The organism is Cellulomonas sp. NTE-D12, assembly GCF_027923705.1.
Taxonomy (GTDB): domain Bacteria; phylum Actinomycetota; class Actinomycetes; order Actinomycetales; family Cellulomonadaceae; genus Cellulomonas.
This window is the reverse complement of the sequence record NZ_AP026442.1, coordinates 3564162-3579561: the sequence shown is the minus strand read 5'-3', so window position 1 is coordinate 3579561 and position 15400 is coordinate 3564162. Positions and strand designations below refer to the sequence as shown.

The 15400-nt window shown below is 69.2% G+C and carries 8 protein-coding genes; 1 reads left to right on the top strand and 7 read right to left on the bottom strand.

What is annotated here, in order from left to right; translation table 11 throughout:
- Window positions 1-26: 26 nt before the first annotated feature.
- Genes QMF98_RS16500 through QMF98_RS16490 form a run of 3 tightly spaced genes read right to left on the bottom strand, consistent with a single transcriptional unit; the run spans window position 27 to window position 12056 of the window.
- The gene (locus QMF98_RS16500) at window positions 27-3977 is read right to left on the bottom strand and encodes an Eco57I restriction-modification methylase domain-containing protein (RefSeq protein WP_337973997.1); all 3951 of its coding nucleotides are present in this window, start codon (window positions 3975-3977) and stop codon (window positions 27-29) included.
- Entirely contained in the window at window positions 3974-6826 is a 2853-nt protein-coding gene (locus QMF98_RS16495) for a DUF8741 domain-containing protein (RefSeq protein WP_337973996.1), read from the bottom strand. The genes QMF98_RS16500 and QMF98_RS16495 overlap by 4 nt, the downstream gene beginning before the upstream one ends.
- Window positions 6827-6839: 13 nt before the next feature.
- Complete coding sequence (locus tag QMF98_RS16490; protein WP_337973995.1) at window positions 6840-12056, bottom strand: DEAD/DEAH box helicase; 5217 nt, start codon at window positions 12054-12056, stop codon at window positions 6840-6842.
- 346 nt (window positions 12057-12402) lie between these two features.
- Between QMF98_RS16490 and QMF98_RS16485 the strand changes: the two genes are divergently transcribed.
- Window positions 12403-13422: a DUF8606 domain-containing protein gene (locus QMF98_RS16485; protein WP_348773381.1), complete on the top strand. Its 1020-nt coding sequence runs from the start codon at window positions 12403-12405 to the stop codon at window positions 13420-13422.
- Window positions 13423-13433: 11 nt separating this feature from the next.
- Here QMF98_RS16485 and QMF98_RS16480 read toward each other — a convergent pair whose 3' ends face one another.
- The 4 genes from QMF98_RS16480 to QMF98_RS16465 form a co-directional block, all read right to left on the bottom strand.
- Window positions 13434-13982 carry a PIN domain-containing protein gene (locus QMF98_RS16480; RefSeq protein WP_337973993.1) on the bottom strand — a complete coding sequence of 183 codons (549 nt, stop codon included), beginning with the start codon at window positions 13980-13982 and terminating at the stop codon, window positions 13434-13436.
- Window positions 13983-13985: 3 nt separating this feature from the next.
- Entirely contained in the window at window positions 13986-14435 is a 450-nt protein-coding gene (locus QMF98_RS16475; protein WP_337973992.1) for an excisionase family DNA-binding protein, read from the bottom strand.
- A 130-nt stretch (window positions 14436-14565) separates the two neighbouring features.
- On the bottom strand, window positions 14566-14955 hold the full coding sequence (locus QMF98_RS16470) for a VOC family protein (protein ID WP_337973991.1): 390 nt from the start codon (window positions 14953-14955) through the stop codon (window positions 14566-14568).
- On the bottom strand, window positions 14937-15278 hold the full coding sequence (locus QMF98_RS16465) for an ArsR/SmtB family transcription factor (protein ID WP_337973990.1): 342 nt from the start codon (window positions 15276-15278) through the stop codon (window positions 14937-14939). The genes QMF98_RS16470 and QMF98_RS16465 overlap by 19 nt, the downstream gene beginning before the upstream one ends.
- Window positions 15279-15400: the final 122 nt, after the last annotated feature.

The following is a 15400-nucleotide window of genomic DNA, read 5'->3' as shown; positions in this document are numbered from 1 at the left end:
AGCCTCTCCGGAAAGGCTGGTCGCAGCTACATCCGGGCCGCGGGGTGGCGCGGGCCCTCGCCGGGCGGTGGGTCGAGGGGGGTGGTGTAGACGGTGCCGGCTGCTGCGGCCGCCGCCATCGCGTCGTAGGTCTCGAGGATCAGACGCTTGGTGCGGAACTCGCCGTGGTCGCGCTCCTCGTACTTGCGCACGACGAAGAACGAGTCCATGACGTGCTCGACCTCGTTGCGTGCCAGGCCGTAGAGGTGGAACATCGCGGCGTCGAGCTCCGCTCGCAGCTGTTCACGGCGCTCAGGCCGCCATCGAAAAGGTGGGCCGGGTTCCTGGGTCGGGTCCAGAGCGAGGATGTCGATCGCATAGGGGGCGATACGGCGCGATGTATAGACCAACTCAAGCACGCGGCTACGTACGAAACTCTCGAACCTATTGGCCTCCACGCCTGGAAGGGGGTCTTCGAAACTCGCCGGGAGAGGGACGCAGAGCTGATTCACAACACCATAGGTCACGTGTGATCCGCTCATCTTCTGGCGCGCGACGTAGTCGCACACGTACGAAGACAGTACGGCTTGGAGAAGTGCAATCGACGGGGGGCTTGCGCAGAATATGAGAGGGAAGCTATGGCCGACGCCTGACTCAAGAGTGGCGGAAGGGATAAGCGTCCGCTCATTGACCGTAGAGGCGATGTCTCGCCAGCCAAAGTACCATGCACGGTCCCACCGGGGACCGGTAACGCCGCGGACTTCCGAGGCGGGAACCCAGTAGCGCGCCAGCGGTTCGGTCTCGGGATCGTCGTGTTCTTCCTCCGCCACTCGGGGGAGGGTGCCCTTGTTCACCTGCGCCTCGGTCGCTCCCGAGTACGTCGCGAAGCGGTGGTCAAAGTGCGCAAGCATCTTGGCCTCGTACAGCGGCACCCACCGACCGGCGCCGCGCACGTACTCCCAGCCGGCGAAATCAGCGCCAGTGGCCTCAAGCTGTTTGGCTGTCAGAAACAACGCGGAGTCCGACGCCATATTGAATAGTCCTTGGCGAAAGTAAACGCTCCATGGGTTCGCTCCGGTCGCGTCGTTGACCAAGATGGGGTGTCGGTTGTAAATGCCGATGGTGATCTCCGCGTCCCTGCGACTTCGGAACGTCGGCATAGTTCCCGTGTTCGGATTCACGCGCAGGATCTCGTTGGCAACCAGGCCGAATCGACGAGAGACCGCATCCCGGACAAACCTAATGTAGAACGCGAGACGCACGGTCTGGATTGGTGTGCCACCGGTCATGCATGTGAGAGCGAAGCGCGCCTTATTGGTCACTTCTGGAAAGATCTTCGCCTCGTTCTCGAAGTCATAGAAAGCGGTGAGCCGCTGGGTCGTCACGGTGTCCGCAAAGAACGCTGAGGTGGTTGCGTCAGTGGCCAGGCCAGTCGGCGTGAGGATCCCCATTCGCCCGTCATACCGGACGGAGTCCCGGAACAATTCGGCGAACACTGCATAGGTGTTGATCTTCCCCCGAGCGCACAGGGGGTAGCGGCCGCTCGCGCGAATGAACTGCGCCTGACCGGCGGCGTCGCGCGCAGCCTGGCCGAATGCCGCCAGCAGCGTAGGGTCTGTCTCAGCCAGGCGTGCGATGGCTGCCTTACGGGCCGCCGCGTTGGCGGCCGCCGCTATCTCCGGATCACGGGCAGCGAAGAACTCCTTCTCCGACATCTGGACGGTGTCCCAAGGCGGGTTGCCAACCATTGCAGTGAACCCGCCGCTCGCGGTGACTGCAGGGAACTCCAGGTGCCAGTGGAAGAAGTGGTGGGCGATGGCCTGGGAGTGAATGGTCTGCGCGATCTGCGGGTCGAGAGCCCCCTCACGGATCGCGTCGAGGGTGGCTCCGGTGACGGCGGCGTCGCCCGGCCGCTTGTGCTGCATGAACGCGGCGCACCACGCGTCGGCGAGCGTCCGTTCGCGAACGAGCTCGGGCGAGGCCAGGTAGCGCTCGTAACGAGTGCGGAGCGCGTGCACGTCGGCCAGCCGCGCGCCCGGCTTCGCGACCAGGTCTGGCGGCTCCGTGCGGCGGTCGTCCGTCGTCGCGACGTCGAGCTCGAACAGCGACTGCACGCCGTTGTCGCGCTCGGCCTTGTTGCGCTTCTTCCACGCCGTGGTGGTGGCCTTGTCGTCGTCCCCGAGCGCGACGTAGGCGTCGTCGGGGATCCCGCCGGCGATCAGTGCCGGGGTTGCTCCGAGCAGGGCGTTGCCCACCTTGATGTGCGCGTCGAGGAACGACAGCGGCCGTCCGGCCTGCATCGCCTCCAGCCAGAGCGAGACCTTCGCCAGCTCGGCAGCGAGCGGGTTGAGGTCCACGCCGTAGATGCACCGCTCCACCACGTCGTGCGCCGCGGTCTGCACATCGGTGGGCGTCGGGTCCGTCTCTCCGGAGCGGACCACGGCTAGGCGTTCGGCGATGCGCCGCGCCGCGGCGACCAGGAAGTGGCCGGAGCCGCAGGCCGGGTCGCAGACGGTCATCTCGAGGAGTGCCGTCTCCGGGTCGGCGGCTCGTTCGGCCTCATCCAGCAGGGGATCGAGCGTCTCGTCGAGCACCAGGTCGATCAGCTCGGAGGGCGTGTAGTAGGAGCCGGTGGTCTTGCGGTCGTTGCCGGCGAGGCTCTCCAGCGTCAAGGTGTGCGTGGCCGGGTTGTACCGGGGGACCAGCTCGAGCAGGGACTCGTAGACGGAGCCCAGCTCCTCGGCGCCGAGGTTCTTGTAGTCGACCACCCGCTGCGGCTGACCCGTGGGCTTCACCACGCTCAGGTCGCGGACCGCTGCGAGCAGGGCGTCGTTCGGCAGGTCCGCCGCGGCGAACACCTCGGCGCCCTGGTCGTCGAACAGGCCACCGATGCCGGGAAGAGCCAGCTCGGGGCATCCTGCCTCGTCGCCCAGGCGTGAGATGACCAGGCGCTGGGCATGCCACAGATCCGTGTGCGCGGTGCCGCGACGCTTCAGCGCGAGGCGACGCAGGCGGGCCGTGGAGTAGTACTCGCGGTAGCGAGCCCTGGCCTGCGCATCGGCGTCCGGATCGAGCAGCGCCTCACGGTCCTCCGCGACGAACAGGAACAGCAGGCGGTAGACGAGCCGCAGCAGCCCCTGGTGCACGTCCGCCAGGGCGAGCGTGCCGTCCGCCAGCTGACCGCGCAGGGCGTTGTTGGCAGGAGCGCGGAGGAAGCCGGTCCCCAGGTGCTCGATGGCCCGCTGGACCCCCTCGCGCAGCAGCGCCATCGCGCGGGTGCCCGACGTGATCGCAGTGGACCGCCAGCGCTCGAGCCAGCAGTCCGCGGGTGTGCCGCCCTCCGTCACTTCGACCCGGGACTGGTGCAGCAGCAGGAACAGGACGACGAAGTCCGAGAACAGCTCGCCGGAGAACATCGCGTCGAGGTCGAACTCGACGTAGGAGAGCGTCGACAGCGTGGAGGAGTCCCGCAGGAGCCGCAGCGCCTGACCGTTGGACACCACCGCCCACAGGTAGTCGTCGCTCCGGTTCAGCAGCTCCTGGACCATGGCGTGCGGCGCCCGTTCGGCTGCGCCCGCCACGCCCTTGGTGCGGCGGTCGAGGTCGACGCCCCAACCCAGCAGGTGGATGGGGAACGAGCCCCACAGGTGCGAGACGGGGTAGGCCTTCTCACCGGCTTGCAGGCCACCGGAAGGCGCGGACTGCAGGCGGCCGTAGCCGAGTTCGCGGAACAGCAGCAACAGCCAGCGCTCGCGGGTGAGCCGCACCGCAGGGTCGTTCTCGGGGAGGTCGGCCAGCGCGTCGCGGAACGCCGGCCACACGGAGAGCAGGTACGCCCAGGCCCGGTTGGCCGCCTCACGTGGCGACTCGCCCGGGGCCAGATGGAAGTCCGCCGGACGCAGGCCGCCTAGGTCCGCGTCTCCGGCCGCGATGCGTGTGAGCACGTCCGACGGGAGCAGGGCCCCAACGGACCGGATGGACGTCAGCTCCGCACTCACAGCGCGCTCCCCTGGTTGACCGGGAGATACACGTACACGCCGAGCACGTCCACGGGCTTCTGCGCCCGGACTCGCAGGCCTTGGCGTGAGGCACCGGCCCCCGCACGTACTCGCCGATGGCTCTCCAGGAGCTGGTCGGCGTGTGCATCCGCGCGGGTGGCCAGCTGGGCGCTCAGCAGACCGGCGTTGGTGATCGCACTCATCACGAAGCTGCGCGCCTGGTCAGGGGGGATGTTCGCGTCCGGGCCGGCCAGCACGAGCTCGCTCACCTCGTCGTCCGGGAGGAACGTCGGCGCCTCCGGCGACCCGCGGAACGCGACCAGCTCCGCGTCCTCCGCGATGAGCTGGCGGATGCCGTCTCGTGCCGGCACGTCGAGGTGGAAGCGGTACCGGACCAGCAGGAGCGTGGTGCGGGCGTGCACGTGATGGGTCCGCATCACGCCGGCGCGCCGCGCCGGCCGGAGCTCGTCGGGCGCCTGGCCGTCGAGCGCGGTGTCCAGCACGTACCGGGCGAGCGCCTCGACGCTCGGGTCGGTGCGGCCTAGGACGGCATGGTGCCGGGGAACCGGGAGCTGGTCGTGGAACGGCAGCGGCTCGGCGTGGGACAACGGGAGAGCGTCGCGAACGCCGGCCACGAGGTTCGCAGTCGTCGCCTCGATGCCGTCCTGGATCGGGGTGACGATCGCGCCGAGCGCCTGCAGCGTCTCCTCGACGAACGGCCGGATCTCGCCGTGGCTGCCCAGCGCCTGCCGAACCAAGGCGATCTCCTGAGCCACCTCGTCCGGGTGTATAGCCCCCTGGGCGTACTTGGTCCGAGAGGCTCGCTCCGCCTCGGCTGCCGAGCGCCACGCCCGGTCCAGCCGCTCATCGGCCTGCCGCAGCCCCAGGTCCAGCTCGCCCTGCTCGTGGTCGATCCCCCGCAGCACCAGGCCTTCCATCAGGGCCTCGAGCACGCTGTCGGACTCGCTCGGCACCGGCACCATCACGCCGGTGGCCTTGCTGATCGCCCGGTGCCGCCGGATGAGCACATCCAGCACGATCCCGTCGATCGAGTTGTCGACCCCGTAGATGGTCACCGCGCGCACGGTCGGCGCCGTCTGCCCGAAGCGGTCCACCCGGCCCTCGCGCTGCTCGTGACGAGTCGGGTTCCAGGCCAGGTCGTAGTGCACCACCGCCTGGAACGCGTCCTGCAGGTTCACACCCTCGGACAGGCAGTCGGTGGCCACCAGGACGTGCCGCGCCGGAGTGGCCGTCAGGTCGGCGATGCGCTGCTGCCGCTCCGCCGGGGGCAGCGTGCCCGTCACCGAGGCGACCTCCGCCGTTCCGGCGAGAGCCGTGCGCAGGTGGTCCGCCACGTAGTCCGCCGTGTCGATGAACCGGCAGAAGACGATGGGGTCGAACCCGTCCGCCAGCAGGGCCTTCACCTCGGCCGTCGCACGGGCCAGCTTGGCGTCCCCCGACGGCCCGCGCAGGGCGTCGGCCGCGCGGGCCATCGCCTGCAACCGGACGCGCTGCGCGTGGCCGGTTGTCGGTTCACCGTCGCCCGGAGCGTCGTCGGCGCCCGGGGTGACGTCGATGCCCTCGATCGCCTCGTCGTCGGAGCTGTCCAGCACCGCGGCACGGCCGAGCTCGTCAGCCTCGTCCACGTCTGCGGCGTCCGCCGTCACCGCGCGCATCCGCAACGTCGCGGCCGCGGCGGCCGGTGACGAGGCGAGCGAACGGAGCAGTGCGAGAACGCTCCACCAGCGAACGCGCTGATGGAGCGAGCTGTCGCCGGCGCTCCGGACCTGCTCGCGCGCGTAGTCGAGAACCTGGTTGAACAGGCGCCGGTACTCCGGGGTCAGGGTGTAGGGCACCTCGCGGGTCTCGCGGTCCGAGGGGAACTGCGTGTCCTCGTCGAGGTAGCGCCGGATGTCACCGCGACGACGCTGGACGAAGTGGCGTGCCAGGCGCTCGCGGCCGCGGGGCTGGTCGAGGTCCAGGGTCGCGAGCTCGTGGTCGAGCAGCTCGAGGAGGTTGCGGAAGCCCTCGTCCTTGCCGGAGTGCGGGGTCGCGGTGACCAGCAGGAGGTGGCGCTTCGGGTCCTTGGCGAGGTCGCGCAGCAGCTCATGACGGCGGTGGCGCTGGCGGGTCCCTGCCCCACTGTCCGAGACCGCGGTGTGCGCCTCGTCGACGATGACCAGGTCGGGGCAGTGGTTGAGGAACTCGCTGCGGTGCTGGTCGGACTTGATGAAGTCCGTGGACACGACGACGAACGGGTACCGGTCGAACAGCGACTCGTTCATCATCAGGTCCCGCTCGAGGCGGCGGACCGTGGACGTCAGCACCAGCTCGGCGTCGATGGCGAACTTCTCGCGCAGCTCTCGCTGCCACTGCTCGGCCAGCGCCGGGCTGCACAGCACCGCCAGCCGGCGGGCGTCGCCCTGCGCCAGCAGCTCGGCGGCGATCAGGCCCGCCTCGACGGTCTTGCCGATGCCGACGTCGTCCGAGATGAGCAGCCGGACCGTGTCCTGCCGCAGCGCCATGAGCAGCGGCACCAGCTGGTACGCACGGGGTTCCACCGCGATCGCGGCGAGCGAGCGGAACGGTCCGGCAGACGACCGGAAGCCCAGCTGAAGGGCGGTCCGCAGCAGTCCGGCGCTCGACGCGTCTCCGAGGTCGTCGGGTGACGGCAGGGGGTAGGTGGCGTCCTCCACCTTCTCCAGCGCAGTGTGCAGACCGGCGACGTCGTCGATACCGCCGCCCAGGGGCCGCAGCACCAGGAACTCCGACGTGCTGTCCGGCAGCACCACCCACTCGCGGCCCCTCGCTCGCACCAGGGATCCAGCCGTGTACGTCGACGTCGTCATCTCGCTCCGTTGTTCACGACTTCGGCGTCCCGAAGATCGACGGGTACTGCGCCACCACGGCCGTCCATGCGTCGTCATGCCGGACGCGCACGACCATCCATCCGGCGTCCTCGAGCCGCTCCTGTGCGGCCGCGTCGCGCTCTCGCTGCGAGTCGTGGTCGTGTACCGGGCCGTCGACGAACAGCGCCACCGGACCCGACGGGAGGTCGAAGACGAGGTCCGGCCGTGCAGTCGCCTCCGGGACCAGAACCTGTGCGCGGTCCGGCAGGCGGTACGCGTGATCGTCGAGCCAGGTGACGAACCGCCGTTCGAGGCTCGAGTCCGCCAGCGCGTCGAGGACGCTGCGCTGATCCGCGCGTGAGCGGCCACCCGCGCCGGCGCGGACCGCAGAGTCGCGCAGCTGGATCAGCAGATCCGTCACCTTGTGGCGGTCGATCAGCGAGTGCTCGTGCTGGTTGTTGTACGAGAGCAGGCAGTCGTAGCAGGCGAGCTCGCACCGTTCCGACGGTCGCCCCGACGTGGTGGCGGGGCCGCCGAGATCCTCGCCCGTGTCCGGGTCGACATGAATGATCTCGAGCGCGCGCCTGGCGACGATGGCGAGCGCGGCCGGTTCGGACACGAGTCTGCGGAGGGCTCCGGCACCACCCTCAGCGGCCTCCATCAGCAGCATGCGGCCGTGCCCGTCCTGATCAGGAAGGGACTGGCTCTCCAGCTCCGAGTCCTCGAGCTGGAAGGCGGCCTCCGCTCCGCGCTCCAGGGCATAGCGGAGCGTCGTCGCAGTCGCCTGGTCGACCTGGTGCGGGAGCCTGAGGACGAGGATGTTGCGGCGGTCCTCGACGTAGGGGATCACCCGCAGCACGTGGTTCTTCACGTCCTCGAAGTCGGCGAGGTCCTCCGCGTCCGGCGTGAGGTCACCCGCGTCCTTCTTGGTGGCCCACCGACCCTTGAGGGTGTCGAGCAGGTAACCACGGACGTCCGGCTCCTTGCGCCGGCGGCGCCCCACGTTGGCGACCCGGATCGTCGCACTGTCGCCGTAGGCGAGCTCGAGCACGTCCTTCGCGTTCGAGGTTGCCACTGCGTCGACCCGACCCGGCCGCTCGCCGTGATCCTGGAACCGGTAGCTCGCCTCGAGCTCGAAACCGGCGCGGCGCCGCTCCTCCTCGTCGCTGCTGATCCGCTCACGCCGCCGCGTGAACACCGTCTGCAGTCGGAGCAAGCCGTACGTCTTGGTGCCGAGCTTCGCGCCGCACGAGTCGCACACGTCGGTGCCGACGGCGACGGCATGGTGGTAGCCGCACGCGGTGCACCGCCGTGCCTCTTCCGTCTGCGTGGACCCGCCCGGCGTCGACGCTTGCGGCACCTGGATCCGGTCGACCTCGTACCGGGCACCCTCGTGGTAGATCAGCGCACCGGGCCCGAACTCGCTGATGGCCAGGAAGCGGGGACGCTGCAGGTAGTCGCCGTCGCCGCGCCCGCGCCCACCGGGGATGTACGCCGCCAGCGGCAGGCGGGGGAACGAGTAGCCGGGGAGGAAGCCCTCCGATGCGAGGTACCGGTAGGTGTAGAAGTCGGTCTGGCCCTTCTCGGAGTCCTCGTTCCGGAGCAGGGCGAGCTGGTTCTTCGCCTCCCACGCGCGACGCCCCGCTGCGTCCTTCTCACCACGTGGCGCGTGAGGTGCCACCGCCAGCTTGTTCTGCTCGTGGTACTCCGCCAGTGCGGCACGGTACAGAGACCGCCACCGCTCGAGAGCGGTGTCGAGACTCACCGCGGCGCGCTGCACCTGGTCGGCGACCCAGCCCTCGTACCACCACGGGACCGACTCGTCGGATGTCACCCACGTGTGACGCAGCTCGGCGAGCACCGACTCAGCCCGGTGCGTCGCTCGCATCGCGACCTCGGGCTCCGTCAGAGCACGCCAGACCTCCGGCAGGACCGTGAGGCTCGGGTGCTCACCGGCGGCGTCGACGATGTCGGTGATCCGTGAGCGCAGCGACTGCCCGGTCTCGGCCAGCCAGATGGCGTGCACGTGCGACCTGATCAGGTCCTCGTTCGTCAGGTCGAGGCGTGGCGCCGCGACGGATCCGGCCACCATCTCCCGGGAGTGCCGGAAGTAGTAGGTGTCGTGCGCGTTGCCCGTCGCGCAGTACGTGACCACCAGAGCCGGCTGGCCGCTGCGGCCCGCTCGACCCGAGCGCTGCGCGTAGTTCGCAGGCGTGGGAGGGACGTTCCGCAACCCCACGGCGTTCAGGCTTGAGATGTCGACGCCGAGTTCCATGGTCGGGGAGCAGAAGAGCAGCGGGAGAGACCCCTTTCGGAACTCGTCCTCTCGTTCGGCGCGGACCTCGCTCGGCACCTGCGCCGTGTGCTCCCGCGCCTGCAGGCCGCGAAGCCCCAGTGCGGTCTCCCGATAGAGATCGCGGAAGAACGGGTTCACGCGGATCGTCGCTTCGCTGTCGGTGGCCTTGCGCAGCGGGTCCTCGGCACCCTTGGCGCCATCGCCGGCGCGCCAGCGGATCGCCGAGGCCTTGAGCCGGTAGCCAGGCACCCCGTCGTCGACCGACGTCTGGCTCAGCAGGCCGCCCTGCTCGCACAGCACCCGGAAGAGAGCCTCGATGACCGCCTGGGCGTCGTCAGTCGTGAGAGTCGATCCCAGCGCCGAGTCGCGGCGGAGGTATCGGCCATATGCCGACCGGCCCGACACGAACAGGTCGCCCCAGCCCTTGCGGGGCTTCGCCGTGCGCGGGTACACGGTGCCCGTCGCGACCATCTGCTCGCCCTCCGCGAGGGCCCAAGGCCCGTCGAGGTGCTGCCGCGAGATGCGCTGAAGCTGCTCGTACCCCGTGGTGGTGAGGCAGTCCACGTCGATCGCGAGCACCCGGCGCATCTCGTCGAGCAGGATCCGGGCAAGCTCCGCGCGCAGCGGCGGTGGTGCGTCGCGAAGCGGGGCGACCGTGAAGTCCCAAATGCTCTGGTCCGCCGCGATCTCCGGCAGATCGAGGTAGTCGACGTGCAGCAGGCCCGTCTGCTCGAGGTTCGGCATGGTGATGCGCCAGCCACGCTGCAGATCGGCGTAGATGCGGTACTCGATGACAGACCGCAGCGCCTTCTCCGCGTTGTCCTTCGCGGAGAACTTGGCGCCCGGGTTCGCGGCATAATCGCCCAGCCCGAGCCCAAGGGCGTCGGCGACGTACTGGGCGACAACCTCGTGGGTGAGGCCGCCGGGATGCTCGGTCGTCGCGCGGAAGAGCGCACCCCGCAGCTGCGTGACCTGGACGAAGTCGTTGAAGTGACCGGCCTGCAGCGATGCGTCCTGCCGGTTGTCGACGAACGTCAGCAGCTTGCGGGCCTCGGGTGGGATGTCGGATGTCGGCAGCTGCTTCAGCGCTCGCACGACGCTCGCACTGACCACCGTGACGGCCGAGGACCGGCCCTCCCGGTCGAGCGTCGCGAGCTTGGCGTAGTCGTTGCCGCGCACCTGCTCATAGGAGACGCGGCACCGCATGCAGAACGTGAAGGGCGTGGACACGAACCAGGCGCGCAGGCCCTCCCCGCGGGCCGCCTCCCGACCGTCGGGTGTCACCCACACCTCGGTGGGCAGGTACTTCTGCTTGGTGGCCACGACCTCGAGGTGCCCGTCGGGCGCCGCCGCGAGCCAGTGGTCAGGGATCCGCGTGCTGACCAGCGCCGGGTCCGACGGCCACGGCAGGTCCGATGAGACGTAGAGGTAGCCGTTCACCGCGTCGCCGCCGGAGGCATCGGCGTCCTGCCGCGGGACGAACGTCGGCGTCGGTCCCCCGGTGCGCGCCACGACGAGGTACTCCTGACCGCACTCGCGGCAGAAGCCCAGGGGCAGGAGTGACTTCGAGGCGTCTCCGGGCACCCGCAGCTGGTAGGTGCTGGTGATGTGCCGGTGGGCCTCGTCCTCGAGCGACACGTAGACGGTGTCGCCCTTCGAGAGGAACTGATGCAGGCGGAAGGCGAAGAGGGGGCGGTTGGTGGCGGGGTCGCGTCTCGCCGACCCCGTGAGCAGAGTCGCGCGGATCGCCTGGGCGGCACTCTCCTCGTCGCATCCGGCGAGGGACGCGAGCGCCTCGGCTGCTGCTGCGACGGTGGTCGGTTGACGGCGAACGGTTCGACCAGACGCGGGGTCGACGTCCAGGCCGAACGTCGTCTCCACCCAGACCGACAACGGGTGTGCGGCCAGGGCCCCGTAGTCGAGCGACGAGATCGTGGCGCGGTCCTCGACAGCCGCTCGGAGCGTCGCCGGGTCATCGTCGCGGCCCGCGCTCGCTCGCGTGAGCGTCTCACCGATAACGCGTCCGGGCGTGACCTCGGTCCCGAACAGCCTGCTGGCGACGTCGGCGACCGCCTGCTGCTGGTCCGGAACGCTGGGTCCGGACGCCATCGTCGCGGAGGTACCGATCACCTGCAGGTCGTGCGAGGCGCACGCGTCCCGCAGCCGGCGAACGAGCATGGCGACGTCGGCGCCTTGGCGGCCCCGGTAGGTGTGAAGCTCATCGAGCACGAGGAACCGAAGGTCTCGCGCCGCTCGGATGAGATGACTCCGCTCGTCCGGTCGCGTCAGGACCAGCTCGAGCATGACGTAGTTCGTCAGCAGGATGTCCGGCGGGTTCGCGAGGATCTCCCGCCGGCGCTCGTCCGACTCTTGACCGGTGTACCGGGCGAACGTCACCGGCTCGCCGCCCTCGGGATACCCGAACTGCAGGTACTTCTGCAGCTCGAGGGTCTGGGAGTTGGCAAGAGCGTTCATGGGGTAGACGACGATCGCCTTGACCCCCGGAGCGCGCTCGGCGGACAGATCCCGTTCCCGCAGAACGCTGTCGACGATCGGCACGATGTAGGCGAGGGACTTCCCAGAGCCCGTGCCGGTGGTCAGCACGTAGGACTTGCCGGATCGTGCCGTCTCGATCGCCTCGCGCTGATGCCGGTACAGCATCAGGGCTCGCTGGCCAGGGTCGTTGTGGTGCTCCTTGACCCGGAAGATCCGCTCTGCCTCGGGATGAAGCAGTCCATCGCGCACCAGGTCGGTGATCGATCCACCCGTTGCGAAAGCCGGGTTCAGGCTCAGCCAAGGGTCCGGCCACTGGGCGCCCTCGTCCAGCAGCGTCGCGACGTGCTCGCTGACGCGGCGGTCCCGAACCGGGACGCTTCCGGACGTAAAGGATCGGTAATCCCGGATCAGGTCATCCCTGATCGAGAACACATCCACGTGCGTGGCCCCCTTTGCCAATGCCGCCGAGACGCGAGTCTGCCACGGGCCTGCGGACCCGTCGGTAGCCGTCGTCTCACCAGGTACCTCGGAGGCAATGCGCACCGACTGAAGCCGGCGCAGCGGCAAGTCCGGCTGGGAAGTGAGAAACCATCCAGACGAGTGGTGCGCTTCGGTGCGGGCGTCAGGCTTAAGGCGCAGGCGACTTGAGTCGAAGCACGTGGCGTAGTGACCCTCTAGGGAATTCGGCGATCGGGGTAGGGACATGCCGGTGGAGATGGGTCTGTGGCGGATCGACGGCGAGACGCCGCGACGTCTGGCGTCGAGCAGCCTGCCGACCGAGGCGATGCTCGAGGAGTTCCTCAAGCGCGACCCGTCGCTGCTGGGTGAGCGACTCCTGGTCATCGGGCAGCAGGTGCGCACGCCGTACGGCAAGTACATCGACCTCCTCGCCATGGACCAGGACGGGAACCTTCAGGTCCTGGAGCTCAAGAGGGACAAGACCCCCAGGGAGGTCGTGGCGCAGGCGCTCGACTACGGCTCCTGGGTGTCGCACCTTGATCGCGACGAGGTGATCGCCATAGCGAACGCGTACCTTCCCGAGCCGTTCGAGGTTGCCTTCTCGGGCGTCTTCGACGCGTCGCCGCCGGACGAGCTGAACCAGGAGCTTCAGCTGACGATCGTGGCGAGCGAGCTGGATGCGTCGTCGGAGCGGATCGTGACGTACCTGCGCGAGTTCGGAGTGCCGATCAACGCCGTGTTCTTCGCTCACCTCGAAGACGAGGGCCGCCGATACCTCGCAAGGTCGTGGCTGGCTTCGTCGGAGGAGGTGCCGGGCTCACCGTCGGGCACGGGTAAGGCCGGCAAGCGCGCGGACTGGAACGGGCGCGACTGGTTCGTCTCGTTCGGCGACGGGCAAGGACGAGCGTGGGAGGACGGTCGCCGGTACGGATTCGTGTCCGCTGGTGGAGACCCGTGGTACTCGCGCACCCTCCGATCGCTTCCCGTCGGAGCGCGGGTGTGGGTGCATGTGCCGAAGCGCGGCTACGTCGCTGTGGGTGTGACCACGGCAGAGGCACGTCGGTTCGATGAGGCCCAGGTGGAGGTCGAGGGGCGGTGGGTGCCGCTCGCTGATCAGACGCTCCAGGGGCCCTATCGGCACGTCGAGCCTGGCGAACCCATCACCGACGACAACGCCGAGTACGTGGTGCCCGTCCGCTGGCTGCGCGCATCGCCCGCCGAACGGGCGTACTGGGAGAAGGGCATGTTCGCCAATCAGAACAGTGCCTGCAAGCTTCGCCAGGAGTTCACGCTCGACCGCCTGATGAGCCACTTCGGAGTCGACGACGTAGGAGCGGAGGCGTAGCCCTCCAAGGGCTATGCCAGCGCCGCGACCGACTCGACCAACCCGCTCCGTTCGAGGTGGGCAAGGACGTCGTCCACGTTCTCGGGAGGGTTCGAGCGCGAGTCGGCAATCCGGACGATCGCGCCGTAGACAGTCTGCTTGTCGAGCGAGATCTGGTCGAGCACGAACTCGTCGGCCGTCTTCGCGTCGATGTCCCAGGAAGCGAGGTACAACGCCGGGAAGTCGCGCAGGTTGTTGGTGACGATCACTTGAGCGCGTGCGCGGATCGCGGCCGCGAGCACATGCCGGTCCGCCGGGTCTGGCAGCTCGAGACCCTCGACCAGAGGCTCGTAGTTGCAGACCAGGCAGTCCGGGACAGCCTTCACCATGAGCCGTCGCAGGCGCTTCAGCTGATCGTCGCTGATGTCAGGGCGGTTGCGTCGCAACGCGGCAAAGGTCTCGTCGAGGATCTTGTCCGTCCACTTCGCCTGCACCAGGCCGGCCTGATGGATCCGAATGAGCAGGTCGCGGACGGTGTTGGGGTACAGCACGCAGGCGTCGTAGAGGACGACGAAGGCCACGGCTCAGACCAGCCCGAGTTCCTGGGAGATCGCAGACAGCTCGTCGGCCGCCTTGCGTCGCTTCTGCTCGTCATCGCGCTTGTAGGCCAGCAGTGCGTCGAGCGGGACCCGACGATGCGTGCCGACCGTCCGGTACGCGATCGCCTCGTTGTCGAGCAGCTTGATGAGGTAGGGCCGCGAGACATTCAGCAGGTCCGCGGCCTGCTGCGTGGTCAGCTCAGCGTGGGCCGGCAGCACCGTGACCCCCTCGCCGGCGGCCATGTGCGCGAGGACGCGGGCGAGCACCTCAGCCACCTCACGCGGCACGACGACCGCGTCGGTGTCGTCGACCCGGAGGGCGACCTGTCGGGCCTCGCTGGTGGCGAGGAACTCCTTCACGGCGCGGAGCGCCTCGCGTGCAGCGGCCGAGTCCTCGGCGTCAGGGGTGGGGCTCTTCGACAACGCGGTACCCATGACTCAGATCTAACCGCAATATTCGAAGCAGTCGCAACATCCGAATCGTCGGGAGTATCCCGGGCCCAAGATGCCTGACGGGATGAATGCTCACCGTGCTCGGTGGTGTGCGGTGTCAGGGCCGCTCCGCTCACGCCGGGCTGGTGAGCTGGATCAGGTTGCCGCACGTGTCGTCGAGGACGGCGGTGACCACCGGGCCCATCGAGGCGGGCGGCTGGGTGAACCGGACGCCACGGGCGGCGAGCTGCTCATAGGTCGCGTGCACGTCGTCCACCGCGAACGACGTGAACGGGATCCCGTCGGCCACAAGGGCGTCCTTGAACACGCGCGCGGCCGGGTGCTCGTCTGGCTCGAGCAGCAGCTCGACGCCGTCCGGCTCGCCCGGGCCGACCACCGTGAGCCACCGGTGCTCACCGAGCGGCACGTCGTTCTTCACGACGAAGCCGAGCACGTCGGTGTAGAAGGCCAGGGCCTTCGCCTGGTCGTCGACCAGCACGCTGGTCAGGGTGATGCGGGGCATGGCTGCTCCTCCTCGGGTCGGGGCTCGGGTGCGTGCTCGGGTGCGGGTGGGTCGGCCGGCAGGGGCCAGCGCTCGACGATCGAGCGCAGCGGCGACGTGTCGAGGTGGTGGATCTTGGTCCGCCCCTCGCGGTGGGACCGGACCAGGCCGGCCTCCTCCAGCACGGCCAGGTGCTGCGAGACGGCCTGGCGGGTGGACGTGTTCTGGTGGTGCATCGTCAGCCGCGAACAGATCTCGAAGAGCGACTGCCCGTCGTGCTCGGCGAGCTCGTCGAGGATGGTGCGCCGCGTCGAGTCCGCCAGCGCCTTGAACACGTCACCCACGGCTCGACAATAGGCAAGTGTCCGCTTGCATGTCTAGGCCCCGGGCCCAGGCGCTCCGGGAAATGCGTTCGACGCCCGCGGCGCCGCCACGGCACCCTGCTGCCGTGCTCATCCACGTCGAC